Here is a 25,997-nt window from a genome sequence, read left to right on the forward strand (position 1 = left end):
CCTTTACCGTGCTTTTTGACGAATTCTGTTCGTTGGCAAAATCGACATTTTACTTCAATCATCGCCATTTAATTTCTCCGAAAAAAGGGGAATTATATACCACCATCAACGGATTGAATACGTGACCAAACCATACAATAAATTGTATATATTTATAAAGACAACAGTAGACTTAAATAGAATTTAAAATGATAAATTCATTTATTTTACTTGTAGTTATTTACTTAAATAGACCTTAAGAGATATTAGTTTTATGCCTCCCATTTGCACAAAACCAGCGTTCTAATTTATTGGGTTTATTGTAATATACTGTCAATTTAACCGTTACCTGAAAGCATTCCAAAGAGTGAAACTCTCGTTGAAACTCCATTTTCCATTTCTGCCTTGACGCCATTTCTCCTTCTGTTTTACCCGAGCCTATTTGCCCTTCCAAACGTTCATACTGTTCCAACTGATCATGGGCATAACGGATTGCCTTAAGTTGCCCCCAATATTGCTGAAAATTTGCTGACAATGCCTGATGGTAGCGCATTAAACCCAATAACGAGATCGCAAATACAACAGATGCTACCAGAACTTCTGGCAGACTCATGCCTTCTTGCCGCCCGAGGTGAAGGTTCCTTTTCATAAACAAAATTCAACCTGAGGAACAGGGCAAAAATCTAACCAACCACTTTCAACGGGAATCAGCCCAACAGAAATAAGTGTATCCTGATTTAAGTGTTTCATCTGTTTCATCCATTGATAAAGTTCAATATTTTCCCCTGAGGTGAATGGAGCTATCCCTTTTAATAAAAAAAGCTCATCCGAATAACGTCTTAAACAGCTTTTCAAATTAAACTCTGTCTGTTGCAAACAAAACCAATCATCCATTTCTTGCTGATTGATCTGCCATGGTTGCACCTTTCCCCATGCCAATGAGGACTCTGCCCGCAGGAAAGCATTCAGATAATGTTGTTCATCCATCATCATAAGCATCGCGTTTTCTTGTTGATAATGGAGCGCTTTCAACATCATTAAGCTCAGCGCCAATAACATTATTATCGATACCAGCAAAATATTTCCCTGCTGCTTGTTTGCCATATCTTCTTTATTCCCTGACATTACGTAGCCGGATTGTCGTTTGGTGATGATAGACAATAGATGAAGATTTCAGCCAATGGGCTTTAATGGACAGCGTGACAAAAATCAGCCCTTTTTTTGCCTGTGATTTTTCAAGGTGAAAGGTATCAATCACAATCTCTTTAGGATCAAATAACCTTTCCCAACCATTTTCCTGACAATCACTCGCCCCTCTTTTCCATTCAAGTGCCTGGTTATTCAGGCGATAGCCAAAAAACTCGGATTCAATATGATCAGGTTTTTCCCACCGATTATTTAGGTTTAGATCAAAAGCGACAATAAAACAGGAGCTGGCAGGTTCTGTATTCTTATTTTTAATGATCAATGGTTCACCTTCACACTGTTTTTTATCCTGACAATAACCTGCCCGCCGGATATCTTTTTCCATCAAATAAACGGTTCTATTCACTAAATAATGCAGCCGATATTTACGATAGAGATCGAAGACCTGACCAGATAAAACCGGATAGGTTTTGGTCATGGCAATAAAAATAACACTACTAATCAACATGGCTACCATTATTTCCAACAAGGAAAACCCTGTCTGTTTTTGCTTAAAACAGAACATAGCCTTAAAACAGAAGGTAGTTTTAAAACGAAAAGTAATTTTAAAGCAAAAAGCAGTCAGCATCATGATCATGGATTTTTTATTCCCTCACAATCAGGAAGTTGGCTAATTGTATTACTGCACGTTCTAATCCGACCGCGTCCCGAAATCACAATACTAATTTCACCCGCAGAATTTGCCATCATGAAACTGGCCGGCATTGCCGTGTTTCTAATACCATAAAAATCAATGCGTTCAGTCGTAGATGATGCCAAAAAAACATCACCATGAGGAGAATTAACCCGTTCTCCATGTTCTGCAGTGCAATCAGATACCTTGGTCACAGAAGATATCAGACACCAAGAATGACCCATAACTAACCATAGTGTACGATCTTGGTTCAGATAATTTGCCAAAGCCTGTTGCCTTTCCATAAAGGACAAAACATTGTGCACCGCTGATTGCAAGCTCAGGCGGTTTTGATATTGCCCCCAATAATACAGCCCATAAGACAAACTAATGGAGATAATCAGCATCGCTATCAATAACTCCAATAATGTAAATCCTGATTGTTCAGGTCTGTTTACTCGCCTATTTGCTTTGCAATTTAATAAACTATTTTCGGGATAATTTTCTACCTTAGTATTTGTCTTCTTAATAATTATTCTCATATCAATCTCTTATACGCCAATTCCTTTTATAATTAAGGCGTGCTTCTTTCGGCGAGAATATCTTTGATTCATAGAAAAATAGGAAGACAATTTATTTCATTATGCGAAGTGATTTCAGGGAAAAATAACGATGAAATAATCTCTTTCATTTTATTTGGGAGGCAACACGCAAAAGTGATAAGCAGCTAATTTTTAATATTGAGAACCTCTGACGATAAATGTAAAAAGAGCAGGCAAAACCCGCTCTTTAATAATTTGGTATTACGTTAAGAAACTATTGGTATCGTTTCTTAAATTGCGACTGGGGCTTTGATGCCCGGATGTGGATCATAACCCACAATTTCAAAGTCTTCGAATCGATAATCAAACAATGAATCAGGCTTGCGCTTAATAACCAATTTAGGTAATGCACGTGGCTCACGGCTTAACTGAAGTTTAGTTTGTTCCATATGATTACTGTAAAGATGGGTATCTCCACCTGTCCAAACAAAATCACCCACTTCAAGATCACACTGTTGAGCGATCATATGCACTAACAAAGCATAGCTGGCAATGTTGAACGGCAATCCTAAAAACACATCGCAGGAACGTTGGTAAAGCTGACAGGACAGTTTGCCATCGGCCACATAGAATTGGAAAAAAGCATGGCATGGCGCCAATGCCATTTTATCCAACTCGCCAACATTCCATGCGGAAACAATAATCCGGCGTGAATCAGGATCATTTTTTAATTGTTCAAGAACTTGGGTTAATTGATCGACTTGACGACCATCCGCCGAGCCCCAGGCGCGCCATTGTTTACCGTAAACAGGCCCCAAATCGCCATTTTCGTCAGCCCATTCATCCCAGATGGTCACGCCATTATCATGCAGATATTGGGTATTGGTATCACCATTTAAGAACCAAAGCAGTTCATGGATGATGGAGCGAAGATGACAACGCTTGGTTGTTACCAGCGGGAAACCTTCCTGCAAATTGAAACGCATCTGATGACCAAAGATAGAGAGAGTTCCCGTACCGGTACGGTCATCTTTTGCCGTGCCTTCTTCCAGCACTTTTTTCATTAAATCCAGATACTGTTTCATTTTGCCTCTTGTATCTTATTGTTTCGGGAATCGTTGTTTCGAGCTTTGTTGCCAGGGCTTTTATACGCCCATACCATCATTAAAATTCCGACCAGAATCATTGGCACAGAAAGGATTTGCCCCATACTAATCCCTTCAAACAACCCGAGCTGCGCATCAGGCTGGCGGAAAAATTCGACTATTATACGGAATGCACCGTAACCAATCAGGAACAGACCTGAAACGCTTCCCATCGGGCGTGATTTACGGATAAATAAATTGAGGATGATAAACAGCACAATACCTTCAAGCACCATCTCGTATAACTGTGATGGATGGCGAGGCAGGACACCATACTTTTCCAAAATCGGCCATAAAGAAGGATCGGTTGTCGCCAATGCGATATCTTCACTGCGGGAACCCGGGAATAACATCGCCCATGGCGTATCAAGCGTGACACGTCCCCACAGTTCGCCATTGATAAAGTTACCGATACGCCCCATGCCCAAACCAAAAGGAACCAATGGAGCAACGAAGTCAGCGACCTGTAAGAAATGACGTTTAGTCCGGCGGGAAAACCACCACATGGCGCAGATAACTCCTACCAGCCCGCCGTGGAAGGACATGCCGCCATCCCAAACCTTAAACAGATAGAGAGGATTATCAAGGAACATTGGAAGGTTATAAAACAGAACATAACCGAGGCGTCCACCGACGAAAACCCCGACAAACCCTGCATATAGTAAGTTCTCAACTTCGGTTTTATTCCAGCCACTGTTTGGCTTTGCTGCACGGCGATTTGCTAGCCACATGGCAAAAACAAAACCAACCAGATACATAAAACCGTACCAGTGGAGGGATACAGGCCCGATTGAAAATATGACTGGGTCAATTTTAGGAAATTCCAGATAGCTAGTGCTCATCGTTCCCCACTAAAAGTAATGTTGTGTGAATAAATGATATGGAAGATAAATTATCTTATGCGAATAAATTACTTTGCTTGAATAACTCCAGACAAATAATAGCATAGCCAAGTGACTGTTCTCCGCCCTTATCGTCAGACATCGAATTTCAGGCATAAAATTTACGGTGTTTTTGGATTAACTCCAGTGCCTAATCCAAGGAATTTTGAGCTGGTTCAATGCTAAATACCGCCTCGGATTAATCCTCCTAGCCCATGCGATTCCATAAACTCGGCTGACAAAGTTTTTACCTGCTGGCTGGTTTCGGCTTTCAGTACCACATCTATAAGGCTTTCGAGTTTGTTCACACCCAATTGGCGCAACAAATATTTGATGCGTGGAACACTTCGGCCACTCATGCTCAGGCTACGATAACCTAAACCAAGCAATATTAATGCCCCCATCGGTAAACCCGCCATTTCACCACATATGCTGATAGGAAGATCAAGGCGTTGGCATTCATCAAAGGCCAGTTTTAGCGCCCTAATCACCGCAGGGTGTAAATTATCATAGAGTGAGGCGACATGGGTATTATTGCGATCCACTGCAAGTAAATACTGGGTTAAGTCATTCGTGCCAATAGAGACAAAATCAATCCGCTTCTTTAATTGTGGCAACAGAAAAATCGTAGATGGCACTTCAATCATGATACCAATCTGGGGCATGGGGATTATGTCAGAGATGGTTTGCTCAACCTCAGCTTTCGCTCTTTCAATCAGTTTTCGAGCTTCATCAATTTCCTCAATACTTGTCACCATTGGCAAAAGTATTTTTAGATTGCCGGTGTGTATATTGGCTTTCAGCATTGCCCTAAGCTGAATGAGAAAAATCTCAGGCTGATCCAGAGTGATACGAATTCCTCTCCAGCCGAGACAGGGATTATCTTCACTGATGGGCATATAGGGAAGTTGTTTGTCTGCACCAATATCCAGTGTTCTCAATACTACAGGCTTATCAGGAAAAAGTTCCAGCATCTCCTGATAACGATTTTTCTGCTCATCTTCTGATGGAAAACCGTTATGCAGCATAAAGGGGATTTCTGTGCGATATAGCCCGACGCCATCAATACTATCCGCTATTTGCTGCTCATGTTTCAGACTCAGGCCTGCGTTAAGTTGCACCAAAACCCGCTCACCACTCTTGAGCTGTGCTCGCTGCTGCTGTTCACCTTCAGCCAGCTTGCTGAGGACATGTTCTTCTTCGATGATCTGCTGGTATTCCTGAGCGATAAGCGGCTCTGGTTCAACGAAAATTTCTCCGCGATAGCCATCAAGGATAAGCGTCCGGTTATGCAGTAGTTCAGGTTGGATATCCGCTCCCATAATAGCCGGGATCCCCATCGCACGAACCAGTATCGCAGAGTGGGAATGCGTCGCACCGTCACGCACAATTACGCCAACTAACTGTTCTTGCGGCATTTCGGCCAACAAATTGGCACTAAGCTCATCGGCAACCAGAATAAAGCGTTCCGGCCACTGACCAGCGCCAGCGAAAGAATCATCCAGATGAAACAATACCCGCTGCCCAAGCGCCCGCAGATCAGACGCTCTTTCTCGCATATAGGGGTCTTGCAAGCTGGCAAACTGTTCGGCGTATTTTTCAATCACGACTTTGATCGCCCATTCCGCCATAAAACCATTATCGACGGAATAAAACAGATCTTGCTTGAGTTGGGGATCATTTAATAAATGAGAATAGAGATCAAAAATGGCAGCACTTTCTTTCTGTGAACTCACAGTGAAACGCTTGCTAATCCGGCGACACTCCGCTGTAGTTTGCTCCAGGGCCCGAGTCAGTCTTGATCGTTCAGCCTGATAGTCCAGCGTTAATGCCTCAGATACCTGATCCAACAAAGGTTGTGAACGATCCTGCCATCCCTGAGCCATAACAATGCCATTAGAAATAGAGAGAGCCTTAATCCGGGTTTGACGGTACTGACCAAATAACCCTTTTGTCTGCGCCTGGGCAAGAATAACACCAAGCTGAGTCGCCAGTGTAACCATGAAAGATTCTTCACTTTCATCAAACAACCGCCGTTCAAGTTGCTGAACAACTAATATTCCCTGCAACTGACGGCGATAAATAATAGGCACACCTAAAAAAGCCCGCAGGCTTTCTTCCTTGACTTGGGGGATATATTTGAAACTAGGATGTTCGCGGACATCTGCGAGGTTGATTAGTTCAGACAAACGTCCGACTTCGCCCACGACGCCTTCATCAAAAGCCAGACTGATCGCTTGACCTCGGGGTTTTCTCAACCCTTTGGTTGCCATTAGGTAATAACAATGTCGCTGATGATCTGCCAGATAAATAGAACAGACATCCGTGTTCATTGCCTGACAAGTTTCATTGACCAACAGCTCAAGCGCTTCAGATAAATTAGCTGTCATAGCCACTTTTTCGACAATTTCCCGTAAGCGCGTGAGCATAACAATTACCTAACTTCTTCTACGACGATGTAAATAAGGTGAATGTATCTGTGAAGCAGATTCCTGTATTGGCATCACAATGGAAGAAAATTCTTTCATCACGCGGCGGTATACATCCCGTTTAAAAGAAACCACTTGCCGGACAGGATACCAATAACTAACCCAACGCCAGCCATCAAATTCCGGCGTTTTACTGCGCTGCACATTAATTTCTGCTTCATTACACAGCAACTGCAATAAAAACCAGCGTTGCTTTTGCCCAATACAAACAGGCTTTGTATCCCAACGCACCAAACGCTTGGGTAATTTGTAACGCAACCAACTACGGGTCGAGGCGAGGACCCGTACATCTTTGCGACTTAAACCAACTTCTTCGAACAACTCGCGATACATCGCTTGCTCTGGTGATTCCCCCGGATTGATACCCCCCTGAGGAAACTGCCAGGAATGCTGCCCATAACGGCGGGCCCACAGAACCTGCCCTTGGCGATTACAAATTACAATTCCTACATTCGGGCGGTAGCCATCATCATCGATCACCAGACTACCTCTCGATAAAATACATTTGAAAAGATGGCTAATTGTTTCACACTCACCTCAAGCGGTAAACCTCTATGATTGGACTTTGCAGACGTAGCTTAAGTCTCTACAATACCGCCATCTCAACGGGGTGCGGCTGTAATGAAACAGTTTTGCTGAGAACAAACCCGTCGAACCTGAACCGGTTAGTACCGGCGTAGGGATTTGAGACGCTAATCCTTGATATAAAATAAGTAATTTTCATTTAGCACCTTCTCAGATCCTTTGCCAATCTGCTAATAACGAACGTTAATGGCTAATGTCCATAACTAATGTCTACAACTAATGCCTACAACTAATGCCTACAACTACAGGAGAGCAAAGTGTTTAAGAAATTATTTTTCAGTTTTATCGCCATCAATACGCTATTGATTTCTGCCTGTGTCTTTGCCCAAGCATCTCAATCGAAGCCAACATTGACAGTTTACACTTATGATTCATTTGCCTCTGAATGGGGAGCTGGCCCAGCCATTAAAAAAGCCTTTGAAGCAGAGTGTGGTTGTGAACTGAAACTTGTTGCTCTGGAAGATGGCGTATCCTTACTGAACCGTTTGAGAATGGAAGGCAAAAAAACATCAGCAGATATCGTGCTGGGCTTGGATAACAACTTGATCCAAGCCGCCCAACAAACAGGGTTGTTTGCACCAAGCCATGTTGATGTATCAAAACTGAAATTACCCATCCCATGGAACAATACAACATTTATTCCTTACGATTACGGTTACTTTGCCTTCATTTACAACAAGAACACCTTACCTCACCCACCAAAAAGTATGGATGAATTAATCAATAGTCACCAGAACTGGAAGATTATTTATCAAGACCCGCGCACCAGCACTCCGGGCTTGGGCTTCCTGCTCTGGATGCAGGAGCTCTATGGCGATAACACCGCACAGGAGTGGCAGAAAGTAGCCAAAAAGACGCTTACTGTCACGAAAGGGTGGAGTGAAGCCTATGGCCTGTTCCTAAAAGGCGAAGGTGATATGGTGCTGAGCTATACCACTTCACCGGGCTATCACATTATGTCAGAGAAAAAAGATAATTATGCGGCGGCGATATTTGAGGAAGGGCATTATTTGCAGATTGAAGTCGCAGCCCAATTAGCCTCAAGCAAACAGCCTGAGCTGGCACAAAAGTTCATGAATTTCATGGTATCGCCGGCATTCCAGCAAGCCCTCCCGACGACTCAATGGATGTACCCCGTGATTGATATTCCTTTGCCTGAGGTTTTCAAGCAACTCACGGTTCCTGAGAAATCCCTGCTATTCAATGCAGATGATGTGGCAAAACACCGTACCAAATGGATCCGTATATGGCAAAGCGCTGTCAGCCGTTAATTGCGGGTTGGATATTGCCGGGGGTTATTGCCTCCGGCCTGTTAATTATCGTTGCCCTGTCGGCATTTGGTACGCTGTGGTTCAATGCGCCTGAAAGCGACTGGCAGATATTCCTGCATGACAATTATCTCTGGCATGTGATTCAGTTCACCTTCCGGCAAGCGTTCTTATCTGCCGTATTATCGGTAATACCCGCCATTTTCCTTGCAAGGGCGCTTTATCGCCGCCATTTTCCGGGCAAGATGCTGTTTCTGCGCTTATGCGCAATGACATTGATCCTTCCTGTTTTGGTCGCTCTGTTTGGTATTCTCACTGTTTACGGTCAAACCGGCTGGCTGGCAAATATTTCCCAATGGATAGGGGTTGAATACCGTTTTACGCCTTATGGGTTACAAGGAATTCTACTGGCGCATATTTTCTTTAATATGCCGATGGCAACACGCTTATTGCTGCAATCTCTGGAAAATATTGCCACCGAACAGCGGCAACTTGCAGCCCAACTTGGTATGAGTGAATGGCAACATTTTCGTTTTGTGGAGTGGCCTTATCTGCGTCGCCAAATTTTGCCGACAGGCGCACTGATTTTCATGCTGTGTTTTGCCAGTTTTGCCACTGTGCTTGCATTGGGTGGCGGCCCTGCGGCTACCACTATCGAACTGGCTATTTATCAGGCAATCAGTTATGACTATGATCTCTCTCAAGCTGCCCTGCTCGCCCTGATACAACTTTTTTGCTGCCTCAGTTTGGTATTACTCAGCCAAAAACTCAAAGGCACCTTTTCTGTCGGTTACAGCCATCAACAAAAATGGCGTAATCCACAGGATTCATGGCTGAGAAAACTATCCGATGGTTTACTGATTAGCATGGCGTTACTACTTCTGCTGCCTCCTTTGCTAGCCGTCATTATCGATGGACTGAACCTCAGTATTTTTACTGTCCTGAGCCAGCCCGCTTTATGGCAGGCCCTTATCACTTCCATCGTGATTGCACTGGGCGCCGGATTACTTTGTGTCGTACTGACCATGATGCTGCTATGGAGTAGCCGCGAATTACGTTTACGTCATTTATCGCACTGGGGACAAGCGATGGAAACCAGCGGTTTGCTGATTCTTGCCATGCCGGGTATTGTCCTTGCTACAGGTTTTTTCCTTTTACTGAATACCACTATTGGCATACCCCAATCACCTTACGGATTGGTTATCTTGACCAACGCACTGATGGCGATCCCTTATGCTTTAAAAGTATTAGAAAATCCAATGCGTGATTTGGCTGAACGCTACAACCCTCTATGCCGTTCCCTCAATATTCAGGGTATTCATCGGCTGCGTCTCATCGAGCTTAAAGCTCTGAAAATCCCATTGGCACAAGCACTGGCTTTCGCCTGTGTACTGTCAATTGGTGATTTTGGGGTTGTCGCATTATTTGGCAACGAAGATTTTCGTACTCTGCCCTTCTATCTTTATCAACAAATTGGGGCATACCGCAGTCAGGATGGTGCAGTCACCGCGTTCTTACTGCTTCTTCTCTGTTTTATTTTATTCACTGTTATTGAACGTCTACCGAGCCGACGCCATGATTAAACTCGATAATGTCACTTATACTTACGAACATCTTGCCATGCAGTTTGATGTGAACGTTAAAGCCGGGGAACGCATTGCGATCCTTGGTCCAAGCGGAGCAGGCAAAAGTACCTTATTAAGTTTAATGGCGGGTTTCCAATTTCCTGAGCATGGAAAAATCTGGCTGAATAATGAAGATCATACGAATACCCCTCCTTCTAAGCGGCCTGTTTCTATGTTATTTCAGGAAAACAATCTGTTTTCCCATTTAACCATTGCGCAAAATATTGGTTTAGGTTTACACCCCGGATTGCGCTTAAATACCGAACAAAAGCAAATACTCCAGCAGATCGCTACTCAGGTATCGCTGGAGGAATGCCTCTCTCGCTTACCCGCTCAACTTTCTGGCGGTCAACGCCAACGCGCAGCATTAGCACGTTGCTTGGTTCGCCATCAACCTATTTTATTGCTGGATGAACCCTTTTCAGCGCTTGATCCTGCTTTACGTAATGAAATGCTGGAATTGCTGGATCAAATCTGTCGTGAACGCCAAATTACTCTATTGATGGTGTCTCATAATCTTGATGACGCAGCAAAAATCGCTCCACGTTCGTTACTGATTGTGGATGGGAAAATTCATTATGATGGTGCAACAGATAAATTGATGAGTGGAGAGGCTGATGAGGCGGTGATTTTGGGGATAGATAGCTATAAATAAAGCGCCATTAAATGGCGCTTTATTTAAATTATTTATTATCTCCCAACCCCGCCTTTTTATAAACCACCAAATTTTCACGATCTTGACCCGGCCTATGCCCCTGCCAAAATAACACCATGCCTTTAGGTGCAGGATCTATCTCTTCAGATAAAAATAAAACAAGCAACCAATCACATTTTTTGGGGGCATCAAAGGTTTTCTGTTGTTGATGCAAAATATGGGCATAGTAATAGAGCATTGGCGCTTCAGATTCGCCAATATTATATGAAGCCATGCAGTCATTATCTTGATATACCCCTGCTAACTTCTCCTTTAAATCAAGAAAAGTGCCTTGATAACCTTTGGTGTAGTCAATCCAACCGACAAATAATGTAAAGACTAATCCCCAAACTGTGGCGATACCCAGAACCCAATTTTGGGCGGCGCGCAAAGCGGGAGATTTAGAAATAAGCCAATTTTTGGCTACCCATACTGCTGTAATTAAAACAGCGATAGTAAATATAAATCCAGAAAAATGTATCTGATAACTCATTGGCAACCATCTGCCAAGTGGCGTTAACCAGTGTTTATAATCCGTGAAAAGTGCTAAGAAATAACAGCCCCATAAAAATATAATCAGAACAGACCAAAGTATGGAGGAAAATAAGGTCAAATATTTATAGATTATTTGAGGTATTTTAATGAAGGTCTGTGTTGCTAAAATCGCCATAGGTGCAATAAAAGGCAGTAAATATAATGCCCGGCCAGAGGCTGATATTTGTAATAAAACAACACCTAATACAACAAATGCGGAGCAAAGGAAATAGTGTTCATCAGACAATGACTTGATTGGATTCATTAATATGAAGATGAAAGCCAAAACTCCTGATGGCAGAGCGAATAAAAGCACGGCTTCGGGGATCATAGTTAAATTACCTCTGGCTCCGAGGTCTTCAACAGAGAAACCTAAAAAGCGACCGATATTATTATCCCAAAACCAGACTTTAAATAAATCAGGATGTTCAATAAGTAACATGACTGGCCACGGCAGGATGAATACCAGTGCAATAATGCCTGACAAAAAAGTATTTAACCCATATTGTTTAGTGCGACACTGTTTTAGAAAAATGGGGGCAAGAAGCAAGCAAATCCATAATAATCCCGGAATAAATACCCCTTTTGATAACAATGTCATAACTGTACCGATAATTAACCATAAACAGGAGTAACTTGTTTTTTCTTGTTTGATTAACCCCAGTAAGCCATATAAGCCGATGGTTGTTCCTGCTATCAATGAGGTATCAGTAAACATATCGTGACTGTGACGAACCAAGCCGGGAGCACTTACATACAAAGCAAAGGCGATCCATATCCGGCTGTCTGTAAAGTGTCTGGCATCAAATACACGCCGGGATAACAAAATAAAAAAGGAAAAATTGATTATAGAAAAAAATAAAGTGGCGGTTCTGGCTGCATCGTGCATCGGAAGCCAAGGGGACAATAAATGTATAAACGAGGTTGCTGTCCAATAATACAGAGGGGGCTTTTCCATAAAAGGTTGCCCCGCATTTTTGGGCACTAACCAATTTCCCGTTTCATACATGGTTTGAATAATACCAAAACTATAATTTTCATCTTGTTTCCACGGAGTATGCCCATAAATACCAGGTAATAAATAAAGCAACGTGAAAGCCAGAAATAACAGTAATACTTTGATATCTGTCTGAGTCAGTTTATTGGGTTTATTCATCAATATTTACCAGATTCAATTAACATTTATCTTCTCCATAAAAATAGATATCATCTTATACAATTAAAAATAACAACAAAAGGCTATTATCATAACTATATGATAATTAAATATATTATAGTTGGTTAATATCATTGATATTAACTTAATAAAATTAAATCTATTGAAATGAATTTCTAAATTTTACTTACAATATTAATTAATAAATACGATTTCTTTAGGGAATTTTTATTCCTACCCCAAGACTTAATTCCACAAAAATACTGTATAAATAACCACTATCAGTGCTATGATTGAAATTACCTTTACAAAACCAGATATAGCTGATTACTTTTAATAAAAAACCATGCAGATAAATCACGTTGAACAAGGTCTTATACTGACCCGTCACTGGAAAGATACCTCGTCTGGCATCGAGTTGGTGTATTGGCTGGCGACAGATAACGGGGCACGTCGCATCACAATTCCTCACCAAAAAGCCGTTGCCTTTATTCCTCAACATGATTTACCTAAAGCCAAGCGTTTATTGGCACAAGAAAAACATTTCCAACTAAAAGCATTGTCACTGAAAGATTTCAACCGTCAGCCTGTCGCAGCACTATATTGTTTACAATATCACCACCTGCAATATCTGGAGAAAACCTTTAAAGAACAGGATATTCCGCTCTATGAGGCTGATATTCGGCCGCCCGATCGGTTTATGATGGAGCGCTTTATTACTGCCCCTGTCTGGTTCAGCCAGAAACCTGACGGAAGTTATCAAATGAAGGCCAATCCCACCTATCGCCCTAAGCTGAAATGGGTATCTCTGGATATTGAAACCAGTCAGCATGGGGAATTGTATTCCATTGGCTTAGCGGGATGTGGTGAGAAAACGGTGCTTATGCTAGGGCCGAAGAATGGCAGCCAGCAGGATCTCAATTTCAAACTGGAATATGTCGCCAGCCGTCCACTGATGCTGGAAAAACTCAATGAATGGCTGGCTCATTACGACCCTGATGCCATTATTGGCTGGAATCTGATTCAGTTTGATTTAAGGGTGTTACAGCAACATGCTGAGCGCTATAACGTGCCGCTAAAATTCGGCCGTAATCAGGGTTTGCTCGAATGGCGGGAACATGGCTTCAAAGCAGGCCACTTTTTTGCCGCAGCAGAAGGCCGCTTGATTATTGATGGTATTGAAGCGCTGAAAACGGCAACGTGGAATTTTCCTTCATTCAGCCTTGAATATGTTGCACAAACGCTATTGGGAGAAGGGAAATCCCTTGATAATCCCTATGACCGCATGGATGAAATCAATCGTCGCTTTCAGGAAGATAAGCCCGCCCTCGCCCACTATAATTTGCAGGACTGTATTCTCGTCAATCGTATTTTTGAGAAAGCGGATCTCATGGCGTTCTTATTGGAACGCGCTACGGTAACAGGCTTGGCGGTGGATCGCAGCGGCGGTTCTGTGGCTGCGTTCACCCATCTTTATCTGCCAAGAATGCACCGGATTGGCTATGTCGCTCCCGTTCAGCCAACTTATTTCGATGATAACAGTCCGGGGGGGTTTGTGATGGATTCATTCCCGGGGTTGTATGATTCGGTATTGGTGCTGGATTACAAGAGTCTTTATCCTTCGATTATTCGCACATTCCTGATCGATCCGGTTGGTATGGTCGAAGGAATTGCCGCTCCCGACTATGAACATGCTGTCCCCGGTTTTAAGCAAGCCTTCTTCTCCCGGACACAACATTGCCTGCCCGATATCGTTACGCAAATCTGGTACGAACGTGACAAGGCCAAAAAACAACAAAACGCTCCGCTTTCCCAAGCCCTGAAAATTATTATGAATGCGTTTTATGGGGTGCTTGGTGCTTCCGGCTGCCATTTTTTTGATCCTCGCCTGACATCCTCAATCACCATGCGTGGGCATAAAATCATGCATCAAACCCGTGAGTTAATAGAATCACAAGGCTATCAGGTGATTTATGGCGATACGGATTCTACGTTTGTTTGGCTGAAACGCCCCCATTCTGAAAAAGAAGCCAGCCAAATTGGGCATGCGCTGGCGCAATTTGTTAACCAGTGGTGGAAAAATCATCTCAAAACCGAATTCAACCTTGAAAGTGTGCTGGAATTAGAATTTGAAACGCACTATCGGCGCTTCCTGATGCCAACAGTACGAGGTGCGGAGCAAGGCAGTAAAAAGCGTTATGCCGGGCTGAGTGGCGATAAAGTGATTTTCAAAGGGCTGGAAACGGTAAGAACTGACTGGACGCCACTCGCACAAATATTCCAAAAGGAGTTATATACTCTGATCTTCCATCAGAAACCCCATCAGAATTATATCCGTGAGTATATTGCCAAAACGCTGGCAGGTGAGTTTGATGATCATCTTGTTTACCGCAAACGGCTACGCCGCAAATTGTCTGATTACCAGCGCAATGTTCCCCCTCATGTCAGGGCTGCACGTTTGGCGGATGAATATAACCAACAGCATAATCGCCCATTGCAGTACCAAAACGGAGGTTGGATCAACTATATCATCACTCAATCCGGGCCTGAACCGTTGGAAAATCAGACTTCACCTCCCGATTATGAGCACTATATCAATAAGCAATTGATGCCGATTGCCGATGCTATCTTGCCATTTATTCAGGATGACTTTATGACCTTGCTGACAGGGCAAATGAGCATCTCTTTTGAGTAATGGATATTTTTGCAGGTGACGGCTTGCTCAGCATCAATTAACATATCGCCCCTCTAAAGGGGAATGGTGCTTTTGTGACCTCGTTATCAAAAAAACAGGCGCTATAAAGTCCATTGAAAACTATCCCTATCGATAACCAATGATGATCGATATCCAACAAAAGCAGCCATCCTGCAACCATAAATAACATTGTCTAACAGAAAACTGAGCCAAAATTTATGCCATTTACTCTTGGTCAACGCTGGATAAGCGATACAGAAAGCGAACTTGGATTAGGAACAGTCGTAGCGCTTGATGCGCGCATGGTGACGTTGCTTTTTCCTGCCAGCGGAGAAAACCGCCTTTACGCACGCAATGACTCCCCCATTACCCGCGTTATGTTTAATGTGGGCGATACCGTGACCAGTCACGAAAGCTGGAAACTCAAGATCGATGATGTTCAGCAAGATAATGGCCTGCTGATCTACGTCGGTACTCGTCTGGATACCGAAGAAGAAAATATCTGCCTGCGGGAAGTTTTTCTGGATAGCAAGCTGACGTTTAATAAGCCGCAGGATCGTCTGTTTGCCGGTCAAATTGACCGCATGGATCGCTTTGCACTGCGTTTTCGCGCCCGTAAGCACCAGAGCGAACAATTTCGTCTGGCTGAAAGTGGGTTGCGTGGTATTCGTGCCAGTTTGATCCCTCACCAGTTACACATTGCCAATGAAGTGGGTAAGCGTCACGCCCCTCGTGTGTTACTGGCGGATGAAGTTGGTCTGGGGAAAACCATTGAAGCGGGCATGATTATCCATCAGCAATTGATGGCCGGGCGTGCCGATCGGGTGTTGGTCATTGTGCCAGACAGCTTGCAACACCAATGGCTGGTAGAAATGCTGCGCCGGTTCAACCTGCGTTTTTCGCTGTTTGATGATGGTCGATATAGCGAAGCGCTGCATGACAGTGACAACCCATTTGAAACCGAGCAATTGGTTATCTGTTCTCTGGATTTTGTTCGCCGCAATAAGCAGCGTTTCGAACATCTGCTGGAGGCGAGTTGGGATTTAATGGTGGTGGATGAAGCTCACCATTTGGCATGGAGCGAAAAAGCCCCAAGCCGCGAATATCATGCTATCGAACAATTGGCAGAGCAAATTCCTTCTGTTCTGCTGTTGACAGCGACACCTGAGCAGTTGGGGCAAGAGAGCCACTTTGCCCGTCTGCGTCTGCTGGACGCAAACCGCTTCCACGATTATCAGGCATTTATTGATGAACAACAGAAATATCGTCCTGTTGCGGATGCCGTCACGTTATTGTTGTCCGGTGAAACGCTGAATAATGACCAGCAAAATGTGATTGTTGAGTTGATCAGTGAGCAGGATATTGAACCTCTTCTGAAAGCAGCAAACAGCCATCAGGATGAAGAGAGTGAAAATGCTCGCCGTGAACTGATCTCTATGCTGATGGATCGCCACGGCACCAGCCGGTTGCTGTTCCGTAATACCCGTGGTGGCGTGAAAGGTTTCCCTCATCGCGAACTGCACGAGATTAAGTTACCTTTGCCTGCCCAATACCAGACGGCAATCAAAGTTTCTGAAATCATGGGCGCCAAAAAAACCGTGGAAGCACGCGCCAAAGATATGCTCTATCCTGAGCGGATCTATCAGGAGTTCGAAGGTGAAAACGCCACATGGTGGAACTTCGATCCTCGCGTAGAATGGCTGTTGGGTTTCTTGATGGCAAACCGTGACGAAAAAGTTCTGGTGATCTGTGCCAAAGCAGAAACTGCGCTGCAACTGGAGCAAGTTCTGCGGGAGCGCGAAGGTATCCGCAGTGCCGTATTCCATGAAGGCTTGTCCCTGTTGGAACGCGACCGCGCAGCGGCTTACTTTGCTTCTGAAGAAGAAGGGGCGCAAGTGCTGCTCTGTTCTGAAATTGGCTCCGAAGGGCGTAACTTCCAGTTTGCCAATCAGCTCGTCATGTTTGATCTGCCATTTAACCCTGATTTGCTGGAACAGCGTATCGGACGTCTGGATCGTATCGGTCAGAGCCGCGATATCAAGATCAGCGTGCCTTATCTGGAAAATACGGCGCAATCGATTCTCCTGCGCTGGTATCACGAAGGTCTGGATGCGTTTGAACATACCTGCCCGACAGGCCGTTCTATCTACGACAAGTATTATGAAGTTCTGTTGAATTTCCTTGCCAAGCCAAACGAGCAGGCGGGTTTCAATGAATTTATTGCGGAATGCCGCACGCATCACGAACAACTCAAACAGCAACTGGAACAAGGCCGTGACCGTCTGCTGGAAATGAATTCTAACGGTGGCGAGCAAGGCCAAAAACTGGCAGAAACAATCGCCGCACAAGATAACGATACGGATCTGGTGAATTTTGCCCTGAACCTGTTCGATATCATCGGCATCAATCAGGAAGATCGCTGTGATAATATTATCGCCCTGCAACCATCTGATCATATGCTGGTACCTGATTTTCCCGGATTACCGAAAGATGGCTGCTCCATTACGTTTAGCCGTGAAAAAGCGCTATCCCGTGAGGATACTCAATTTCTGAGCTGGGAACATCCAATTATCCGTAATGGCCTGGATTTAATCCTGTCAGGAGATACCGGAAGCTGCGCTGTTTCTATTCTGAAAAACAAGGCACTGCCGGTCGGTACGCTATTGGTTGAGTTAATTTACGTTGTTGAAGCACAAGCGCCTAAACATCTGCAATTAACCCGCTTCTTGCCACCAACGCCTGTGCGCCTCTTGTTGGATCTGAAAGGCACCGATCTGGCTCCTCAGGTAGAGTTTGAGAGTTTCAACCGCCAGTTAAATGCCATCAATCGCCACAATGCCAGCAAACTGGTTAATGCGGTACAGAAAGAAGTTCATGCGATTTTGCAACAATCAGAACCTCTGATTGAAAAACAAGCGCGTAAATTGATTGAGAAAGCCAAAAAAGAAGCAGATGAAGTCCTGTCAGCAGAATTGTCACGTCTGGAAGCCCTGAAAGCGGTTAACCCGAATATCCGTGATGATGAGCTGGAAGCGATTGAATCTGAGCACAAGCATCTGTTGCTTAACCTTGATCAAGCTAACTGGCGTCTGGATGCTATTCGTCTGGTGGTTGTTTCTCATCAATAATAGTTTCTCGCCAGTAATAGCGGCTTATCAATAATGGCTTATCGCCAATCATTGCTTTAAACTCAGGGGGTTTTCTTCACGAAAGCCCCCGTCATTTTTCCGATTTGACTATTTTTCGACACGACTATTTTTCGACACGACTATTTTTTAACACGACTATTTTTCAACACGATCATCCTTCAACATATGGGAGCTATTATGCTGGAGTCTTATAATCCCCCGACAGATCCTTGGTTATATGTGCTGTACCAAGACGAGCACATTATGGTTGTCAATAAACCCAGTGGATTGCTTTCTGTGCCGGGCAAAGCAGAAGAGCATAAGGACAGTATCATGACGCGGATACAGGCGGAATTTCCCACCGCTGAATCGGTGCATCGATTGGATATGGCCACCAGCGGTATTATGGTTGTTGCGCTGACTAAAGCCGCCGAACGTGAATTGAAGCGTCAATTCCGTGAGCGTGAACCGAAAAAAGTCTATATCGCGCGGGTATGGGGAAAACTGGAGCCGGAAGAAGGATTGGTGGATCTACCGTTAATCTGCGACTGGCCGAATCGCCCGAAACAAAAAGTCTGTTTTGAAACCGGCAAATCGGCACAGACAGAGTATCAGGTACTGGAGTATGAAGCACAAGCAACGCGGGTCAGGCTGGCACCAATCACAGGACGCTCTCATCAGCTCCGTGTACATATGTTAGCCCTTGGCAACCCTATTCTGGGGGATCGATTCTATGCCCACGAACAGGCAAGGGTATTGGCACCTCGCCTGCAATTACATGCCCAAGAACTCTTCATTACTCATCCGGCTTATGGCACTCCAATACATTTTGAGTGCCAGGCAGATTTTTAACGCATGCTTTTTTGGTACATTTGGATAAGCGCTATTTAAAGCCCTTCTCTTTTTTAATTAAATCATAAGCAGACTGGATGGACTGCGCTTTTTGTTTCGCAAGTTCCATCATTTCTGGAGGCAAACCTTTCGCTACCAGTTTGTCTGGATGGTGTTCACTCATTAGTTTTCGATAAGCGCGCTTAATGGTTGTGGCGTCATCCTGTTCATTGACGCCCAATACTTTACAGGCATCTGCCAACGTCGCACGCTGCTGCCCACGACCTTGATAATGCCCGTATTGCTGATGCTGCCCACCAAAATTCTGCCCGTCAAAATGACGCCCGCCTTCCATCATGGCAAGGAACTGTTCAAATTGAATACGGGAAATTCCCAGTTCTTCGGCGATAACAAATAGAACTTTTCTTTCGTTAGGATGCAGTTCACCGTCAGCAAATGCAGCCTGTAACTGAATTTCCAAAAACATCCGGGTCAGGTCAAAACGACCAACGCAAGCACGCCGTAATTGCCGTAATGTTTCACGCAGAGGGAATTGAGGCTGTTTGCCCTCACGAAATGCCTGCTGGGCGGCAAGCCTGGCTTCACCATGCAGCTGCATTCTGTCCATCAGTTGAGTGGCAAGCTGGATATCTGTTTCTGTTACCCGGCCTTTGGCTTTAGTTATATGCCCCAATACTTGGAAAGTGCTGCGAAAAAACAGGGACTGCCGGGTCGGGCCTTTAGCATCGGCACCTAAATTTCGTGCCCTGACTTTGTCAAGAATGTGACCCAACAACACGCCAATCACAATCCCCCAAAAACCAGCACCAGACGCAATACCAAATATTAATCCAAATAATTTTCCCCAATACTGCATATAGTCTTCAATTCCCCAATGCCCTTAGCGCAATTTTGCATTATCATACTATTCATTAAGCTCTGTGCCTAACAACAAGATAAGCAAAGTTAAACTTTACTCTGGTGCATATATCTCAACTACGTTAGTCTCTGAACATTTGCCGGCACGATGGCACTGATGACGGAACCGCATAAACATCTATGAACAAATGTTATCCTACCCTGCTGGCCACAATGGTATGGGCCGCACTTTACAGTCAGCAAGCACATGCTGACCTCGCAGCACAATGTATGCTGGGTATCCCTGTCTATGATAAGCCGATTATCACAGGTGATCCCAATAAAATGCCCGTTAACATTAAATCCGAAGATACTCGTGGCGAATATCCTAATGCGGTTGAGTTCATTGGTAATGTTGATATCCGGCAGGGAAATAAAACGCTGACAGCCGATAAAGTCAGGCTTGAACAAACACAAGATAAAGAACTCGTTCGTACTATTACCGCAACAGGTAATGTCAGCTATGATGACCCTCAGATCATTCTGAAAGGGCCACGCGCCTGGGCTAATTTAAACAATAAAGACACCGACGTGGAACAAGGTAAATACCAGATGGTTGGCCGCCAGGGACGTGGCAGCGCAGATAAGATGATGCTGCGTGATGAAAACCGCTATACCATTTTAAATAACGGGATATTTACCTCTTGTTTGCCGGGCAATGATAGCTGGAGTGTTGTCGGTTCCGAAGTGATCCTGGATCGCGAAGAAGAAGTGGCTGAAATCTGGAACGCCCGTTTCCGGATTGCCAATGTGCCGGTGTTTTACAGTCCGTATTTGCAGTTACCGATTGGTGATAAACGCCGCTCTGGTTTCCTGATCCCCAATGCCAGTTTCTCCAATAAAGATGGCTTCCAATTCCTGCTGCCGTATTACTGGAATATTGCACCTAATTATGATGCCACGATCACTCCGCACCTTATCACTATGCGTGGCTTGAAACTGGACAATGAATTCCGTTACCTGACTCAAGCCGGTACAGGTACTGTTGCATTGGATTGGATAGGCCACGACCGCCTGTACAGGGAAGACAAAAAACTTAACATCAGACCTGAACGAGAGAGTGATAATCGCTGGCTGTTTTATTGGAACCATAGCGGAGTCATGAATCAGGTCTGGCGTTTTAACGCCGACTATACCAAAGTCAGTGATCCAAGTTATTTTAATGACTTTACTTCTCAGTATGGTTCTAGCACGGACAGCTATGCGACCCAGAAATTCAGTATTGGTTATGCGCAACAGAACTGGAATGCCACACTCGCAACCAAACAGTTCCAGATTTTTACCATCGACGATAGAAGAAGAGCCTACCGGGCAGCCCCTCAGTTGGATCTGAATTATTATAAAAACAATTTAGGACCATTTGATTTTCATGCCTATGCCCAAGCAGCTAAATTTACCAGCGTTGGTAACCAGTGGCCTGATGCAACACGTTTGCATGTGGAACCCACCATTAACTTGCCACTCTCCAATGGCTGGGCCAGCATCAATAACGAATTTAAGTTGATGGCGACGCATTACCAACAGGATCTTACTGCTGCAACCAAAGCCAATAAAGATACGGCTTCATTGGAGAGATCAGTAAACCGTCTCCTGCCTGTATTTAAATCAGATGCCAAGATGGTGTTTGAACGCGCCATGTATTTTAATCAGGACTATACCCAGACGCTGGAGCCACGCGTTCAGTATCTGTATGTGCCTTACAAGAATCAAAATAACATTAACAACTTTGATTCTTCCCTGCTGCAAGCGGACTATACCGGATTGTTCCGTGACCGCTTCTACAGTGGCTTAGACCGCATTTCATCTGCCAATCAATTTACGACAGGTGTAACTACCCGCATTTATGATGAAGATTTAGTTGAACGTTTTAGCCTGTCCGTAGGTCAAATCTACTACTTTGAACGTCCACGTACTGAAGATACTGAACCTAATTCAGGTTCTAAAGATATCATCGGAAACAAAAAGGGAACGGGCGCCACGACATGGGCTGGAGATGCGCACTGGAGAGTCAATGATTCCTGGGGGCTCAAAGGCGGGCTGCAATACGATAACCGTCTGGGTAGTTTAACCATGGGTAATGCAGTAGTGGAATACCGTCGTGATGCTGATCGCATATTGCAGTTAAACTATCGTTTTGTTGACCGCGATTATATTCAGGCCACGCTCAAAGGCGGTGCGCCAGCTTATCAACAGGGTATTTCGCAGGTTGGAATGGTGGCAAGCTGGCCATTGACGGATCACTGGGCATTTGTCGGAGCGTATTACTACGATACCAAAGAGAAACAACCTGCGAACCAGATGGTGGGTCTGCAATACAACACTTGCTGTTGGGCAGTCAATGTGGGCTATGAACGCAAGATCGTCAACTGGAGATTCGGCAGCAGTCAGTATGACAACAAATGGTCATTCAATGTTGAACTTCGTGGCTTAAGTAACAATCACAGTTTGGGTAGTCAGAAAATGCTACAGCAAGGTATTCTTCCATACCAACGCGCATTCTGATACCGATAAACTCTGATACCGATATACACAATAACCCCGCCAAGGCGGGATTGATATGATGGGAAATGTATGAAGAACTGGAAAGCGCTCACTCTCGGATTGATGTTTTCAGTAACCACTGTCGCAGTGGCTGCACCACAGGAACTCAATAGGGTGGCTGCCGTTGTTAACAATGATGTCGTACTGGAAAGTGACGTCAACAGCCTCTTACAATCCGTTAAACTCAATGCAAAGCATGCAGGTCAGCAAATACCGGATGAAAAAGCACTGCGTCATCAGATCCTTGAGCGCCTGATTATGGATGACATCGTTTTGCAAATGGCAAAACAGATGCAAATTACCATTCCCGATCAAGCCCTGGATTCTGCAATTACCAATATCGCTGACCAAAACCACCTGAGCATGGCCCAACTGAAACAGAACCTGACCGCAGATGGTATTAATTTTGACACCTACCGCAACCAAGTCCGCAAGGAAATGACGATCGCGGAAGTACGCAATAATGAAGTGCGCCGCCGCATCACTATTCTGCCACAGGAAGTTGATTCACTGGCGAATCAGCTCGAAAGCCAAAATAGTCAGGACTCGGAATTGAACATCAGCCATATTCTGATCCCTCTGCCAGAAAATCCAGATCAGGCTCAGGTAGAAAAAGCTGAAACCACGGTCAAAAAAGTCTTGTCTGAACTCAAGAGTGGCGGAGATTTCGGCAAATTGGCTATCGCGTATTCTGGTGACAGCCAAGCCCTGAAAGGGGGAAATATGGGCTGGAGCAGGCTGCAAGAATTGCCTACCCTGTTCGCTGAACAGCTCCAATCTGCGCACAAAGGGCAGATTATTGGCCCGATTCGTTCTGGTGTGGGTTTTCACATTCTGAAAGTAAATGATATCCGTGGTGGTCAGACGCCGATTGCGGTTACTGAAGTGAATGCCCGTCATATTCTGCTGAAAACATCACCGGTTATGAACGACGAGCAGGCACGTAACGAATTAATGAAACTCAGGGAAGAAATTTTAAGCGGCAAAACGACATTCGAAGCAGCAGCGAAAGAGTATTCTGAAGATCCCGGTTCCGCCATGCGTGGTGGAGAACTGGGCTGGAATTTGCCGAGTGCTTATGACCCTGCTTTCCGTGATGCCTTGACCAAACTGCAAAAAGGTGAGATCAGCCAACCCGTTCACTCTTCTTTCGGCTGGCACCTGATTCAACTGCTTGATAGCCGCAAAGTTGACAGAACGGATACAGCACAGAAAGATCGTGCCTACCGTCTGCTGTTCAACCGTAAATTCAATGAAGAGGCACAAAGCTGGATGCAGGAATTACGCGCCTCCGCTTATGTGAAAATTTTAGATGGTAGCAATGCACAACAATAAACCCTCTATCAACCCCATTGTCATCACCCCCGGCGAACCAGCCGGGGTTGGCCCTGATTTAGTCATTGCCCTCGCCCAAAAAGAGTGGCCCATCCAATTGGTAGTCTGTGCTGATCCAGAGCTGATGCTCTCCCGGGCCAGACAACTGAATTTACCTCTGAGACTACAAACATACTCCCCTGAACACATTTCCTCATCACAAGCGGCCGGAACCCTGACGATTCTGCCTGTCTCTCTCCAATCTCCGGCTATTGCGGGTGAATTGAACCGAGAAAACGGTACTTATGTCACGGAAACGCTGACAAAAGCCTGCGATGGTTGCCTGAATGGGGAGTTTTCTGCTCTGGTGACAGGCCCGGTGCATAAAGGCGTCATTAATGAAGCTGGCGTGCCCTTTACCGGACATACTGAGTTTTTTGCTGACCACAGCCAATGCTCAAGGGTAGTCATGATGCTGGCAACAGAAGAGTTGCGGGTTGCGCTGGCAACGACACACCTGCCAATTTTAGATGTTCCCAAGGCGATTACTTTTGATTCCCTCAGGGAAGTTGTCACCATTCTCAACCATGATCTGAAAACCAAATTCGGTATCCGGCGTCCCCACATCTATGTTTGCGGCCTGAATCCCCATGCGGGTGAAGGCGGGCATATGGGGCATGAAGAAATAGACGTGATCATTCCTGCGCTGGAGAGCCTGAGAGCAGAAGGGATGTGGCTGGAAGGCCCATTGCCCGCGGATACACTATTTCAGCCCAAATATTTGGATAATGCCGATGCGGTGCTTTCAATGTATCACGATCAGGGGTTACCCGTGTTAAAATACCAGGGTTTTGGCAGGGCCGTGAATATCACATTGGGCCTGCCATTTATCCGAACTTCTGTCGATCATGGCACAGCACTGGAGCTGGCGGGGACAGGTCAAGCTGATGTGGGTAGTTTTATCACCGCATTAAATCTAGCAATTAAAATGATACAAAACAGTAATGAATAATAAAGTCCATCAGGGGCACCATGCCCGTAAACGTTTCGGGCAAAACTTTTTAACCGATCAGTTTATTATTGACAGCATTGTCGATGCGATAAACCCACAGGCCGATCAGGCTGTAGTGGAGATTGGCCCGGGTCTGGGAGCACTGACTGAACCCGTTGGTGAGCGCATGGATAAAATGACAGTCGTCGAGCTTGACCGCGATTTAGCGGCCAGACTGCATGTCCATCCGAAACTGAAAGATAAGCTGACAATCATTCAACAAGATGCGATGACTGTTGATTTTGGTCAGATTGCCAGAGAGCGCGGGCAGTCACTGCGTGTATTTGGTAATCTGCCTTATAATATTTCCACGCCATTAATGTTCCACCTTTTCAGCTATACTGATGCTATCGCTGATATGAGCTTTATGCTGCAAAAAGAAGTGGTGAATCGTCTTGTCGCTGGCCCGGGCAGCAAAGCCTACGGGCGTTTAAGTGTGATGGCTCAATACTACTGTCAAGTAATCCCTGTTCTTGAAGTGCCGCCCACAGCATTCACACCAGCACCAAAAGTGGATTCCGCTATTGTGCGCCTGATCCCGTACAAGACCATACCTTATCCGGTTCAGGACATTAACATATTAGCCCGGATCACAACTCAGGCATTTAACCAACGGAGAAAAACTATCCGTAACAGCCTTGGCAATATTTTTTCTGTTGAACAGTTATCTGAACTGGGTGTTGATCCAACCACGCGGGCTGAAAACATCTCTGTCGAGCAATACTGTAAAATGGCAAACTGGTTATCGTCTCAGTCTGAAGTTGCCTGAAACCAACAAACAGTCGTTACAGTAACAGGAGGC

At 44.8% G+C, this 25,997-nt stretch carries 20 protein-coding genes and 1 riboswitch; of the genes, 10 read left to right on the forward strand and 10 right to left on the reverse strand.

Features of this window, described 5'->3' with window-relative positions; all coding sequences use genetic code 11:
• Positions 1–235: 235 nt before the first annotated feature.
• From Xenpb_RS06110 to rppH, 8 genes are all read right to left on the reverse strand, one after another.
• A complete protein-coding gene (locus tag Xenpb_RS06110) occupies positions 236–628 on the reverse strand; it encodes a prepilin-type N-terminal cleavage/methylation domain-containing protein (protein WP_187653526.1) in 393 nt (130 codons plus the stop codon).
• Positions 625–1,083, reverse strand: coding sequence for a YgdB family protein (locus tag Xenpb_RS06115; RefSeq protein ID WP_244170903.1), 459 nt, complete (start codon positions 1,081–1,083; stop codon positions 625–627). The genes Xenpb_RS06110 and Xenpb_RS06115 overlap by 4 nt, the downstream gene beginning before the upstream one ends.
• 7 nt (positions 1,084–1,090) lie before the next feature.
• On the reverse strand, positions 1,091–1,690 hold the full coding sequence (locus tag Xenpb_RS06120; RefSeq protein ID WP_187653694.1) for a prepilin peptidase-dependent protein: 600 nt from the start codon (positions 1,688–1,690) through the stop codon (positions 1,091–1,093).
• A 68-nt stretch (positions 1,691–1,758) separates the two neighbouring features.
• The gene (locus Xenpb_RS06125; protein WP_187653528.1) at positions 1,759–2,340 is read right to left on the reverse strand and encodes a prepilin peptidase-dependent protein; all 582 of its coding nucleotides are present in this window, start codon (positions 2,338–2,340) and stop codon (positions 1,759–1,761) included.
• A 290-nt stretch (positions 2,341–2,630) separates the two neighbouring features.
• The gene (gene thyA / locus Xenpb_RS06130; RefSeq protein ID WP_187653529.1) at positions 2,631–3,425 is read right to left on the reverse strand and encodes a thymidylate synthase; all 795 of its coding nucleotides are present in this window, start codon (positions 3,423–3,425) and stop codon (positions 2,631–2,633) included.
• The gene (lgt, locus tag Xenpb_RS06135) at positions 3,422–4,327 is read right to left on the reverse strand and encodes a prolipoprotein diacylglyceryl transferase (RefSeq protein WP_187653530.1); all 906 of its coding nucleotides are present in this window, start codon (positions 4,325–4,327) and stop codon (positions 3,422–3,424) included. Before lgt ends, thyA begins: the two co-directional genes overlap by 4 nt.
• A gap of 221 nt (positions 4,328–4,548) precedes the next feature.
• The gene (gene ptsP / locus Xenpb_RS06140; protein WP_187653531.1) at positions 4,549–6,795 is read right to left on the reverse strand and encodes a phosphoenolpyruvate--protein phosphotransferase; all 2,247 of its coding nucleotides are present in this window, start codon (positions 6,793–6,795) and stop codon (positions 4,549–4,551) included.
• A 9-nt stretch (positions 6,796–6,804) separates the two neighbouring features.
• A complete protein-coding gene (rppH, locus tag Xenpb_RS06145; protein WP_187653532.1) occupies positions 6,805–7,335 on the reverse strand; it encodes an RNA pyrophosphohydrolase in 531 nt (176 codons plus the stop codon).
• A 116-nt stretch (positions 7,336–7,451) separates the two neighbouring features.
• A riboswitch (TPP riboswitch) is annotated at positions 7,452–7,556 on the forward strand.
• Positions 7,557–7,697: 141 nt separating this feature from the next.
• Here rppH and thiB point away from each other — a divergent pair.
• Genes thiB through thiQ form a run of 3 tightly spaced genes read left to right on the forward strand, consistent with a single transcriptional unit; the run spans position 7,698 to position 10,988 of the window.
• On the forward strand, positions 7,698–8,711 hold the full coding sequence (gene thiB, locus Xenpb_RS06150) for a thiamine ABC transporter substrate binding subunit (RefSeq protein ID WP_187653533.1): 1,014 nt from the start codon (positions 7,698–7,700) through the stop codon (positions 8,709–8,711).
• Positions 8,687–10,291 (forward strand): thiamine/thiamine pyrophosphate ABC transporter permease ThiP, encoded by a 1,605-nt coding sequence (thiP, locus tag Xenpb_RS06155; protein ID WP_187653534.1) that lies wholly within the window; start codon positions 8,687–8,689, stop codon positions 10,289–10,291. Before thiB ends, thiP begins: the two co-directional genes overlap by 25 nt.
• On the forward strand, positions 10,284–10,988 hold the full coding sequence (gene thiQ / locus Xenpb_RS06160; RefSeq protein ID WP_187653535.1) for a thiamine ABC transporter ATP-binding protein ThiQ: 705 nt from the start codon (positions 10,284–10,286) through the stop codon (positions 10,986–10,988). Before thiP ends, thiQ begins: the two co-directional genes overlap by 8 nt.
• Positions 10,989–11,016: 28 nt before the next feature.
• Here thiQ and Xenpb_RS06165 read toward each other — a convergent pair whose 3' ends face one another.
• Positions 11,017–12,279, reverse strand: a complete 1,263-nt coding sequence (locus tag Xenpb_RS06165) for a hypothetical protein (protein WP_368666802.1) — start codon at positions 12,277–12,279, stop codon at positions 11,017–11,019.
• 784 nt (positions 12,280–13,063) lie between these two features.
• Between Xenpb_RS06165 and Xenpb_RS06170 the strand changes: the two genes are divergently transcribed.
• The 3 genes from Xenpb_RS06170 to rluA all read left to right on the forward strand — a co-directional run bounded on the left by Xenpb_RS06170 (position 13,064) and on the right by rluA (position 19,392).
• Positions 13,064–15,412: a DNA polymerase II gene (locus tag Xenpb_RS06170; protein ID WP_187653537.1), complete on the forward strand. Its 2,349-nt coding sequence runs from the start codon at positions 13,064–13,066 to the stop codon at positions 15,410–15,412.
• Between the two features lie 218 nt (positions 15,413–15,630).
• A complete protein-coding gene (rapA, locus tag Xenpb_RS06175; RefSeq protein WP_187653538.1) occupies positions 15,631–18,540 on the forward strand; it encodes an RNA polymerase-associated protein RapA in 2,910 nt (969 codons plus the stop codon).
• Between the two features lie 198 nt (positions 18,541–18,738).
• Positions 18,739–19,392 (forward strand): bifunctional tRNA pseudouridine(32) synthase/23S rRNA pseudouridine(746) synthase RluA, encoded by a 654-nt coding sequence (gene rluA, locus Xenpb_RS06180; RefSeq protein WP_187653539.1) that lies wholly within the window; start codon positions 18,739–18,741, stop codon positions 19,390–19,392.
• Positions 19,393–19,423: 31 nt separating this feature from the next.
• On the opposite strand, the gene djlA is transcribed toward rluA, so the two are convergent.
• Positions 19,424–20,248, reverse strand: coding sequence for a co-chaperone DjlA (gene djlA / locus Xenpb_RS06185; RefSeq protein ID WP_187653540.1), 825 nt, complete (start codon positions 20,246–20,248; stop codon positions 19,424–19,426).
• A gap of 182 nt (positions 20,249–20,430) precedes the next feature.
• On the opposite strand from djlA, the gene lptD reads away from it, so the two are divergent.
• The 4 genes from lptD (at position 20,431) to rsmA (ending at position 25,964) form a co-directional block, all read left to right on the forward strand.
• Entirely contained in the window at positions 20,431–22,791 is a 2,361-nt protein-coding gene (lptD, locus tag Xenpb_RS06190; protein ID WP_187653541.1) for an LPS assembly protein LptD, read from the forward strand.
• A 69-nt stretch (positions 22,792–22,860) separates the two neighbouring features.
• Positions 22,861–24,165 (forward strand): peptidylprolyl isomerase SurA, encoded by a 1,305-nt coding sequence (surA, locus tag Xenpb_RS06195; protein WP_187653542.1) that lies wholly within the window; start codon positions 22,861–22,863, stop codon positions 24,163–24,165.
• Complete coding sequence (gene pdxA / locus Xenpb_RS06200; protein WP_187653543.1) at positions 24,143–25,156, forward strand: 4-hydroxythreonine-4-phosphate dehydrogenase PdxA; 1,014 nt, start codon at positions 24,143–24,145, stop codon at positions 25,154–25,156. The genes surA and pdxA overlap by 23 nt, the downstream gene beginning before the upstream one ends.
• Positions 25,149–25,964 (forward strand): 16S rRNA (adenine(1518)-N(6)/adenine(1519)-N(6))-dimethyltransferase RsmA, encoded by an 816-nt coding sequence (rsmA, locus tag Xenpb_RS06205; RefSeq protein ID WP_187653544.1) that lies wholly within the window; start codon positions 25,149–25,151, stop codon positions 25,962–25,964. Before pdxA ends, rsmA begins: the two co-directional genes overlap by 8 nt.
• Positions 25,965–25,997 lie beyond the last annotated feature (33 nt).

The sequence above is a fragment of the Xenorhabdus sp. PB62.4 genome (genome assembly GCF_014467285.1).
Classification (GTDB): Bacteria; Pseudomonadota; Gammaproteobacteria; order Enterobacterales; family Enterobacteriaceae; genus Xenorhabdus.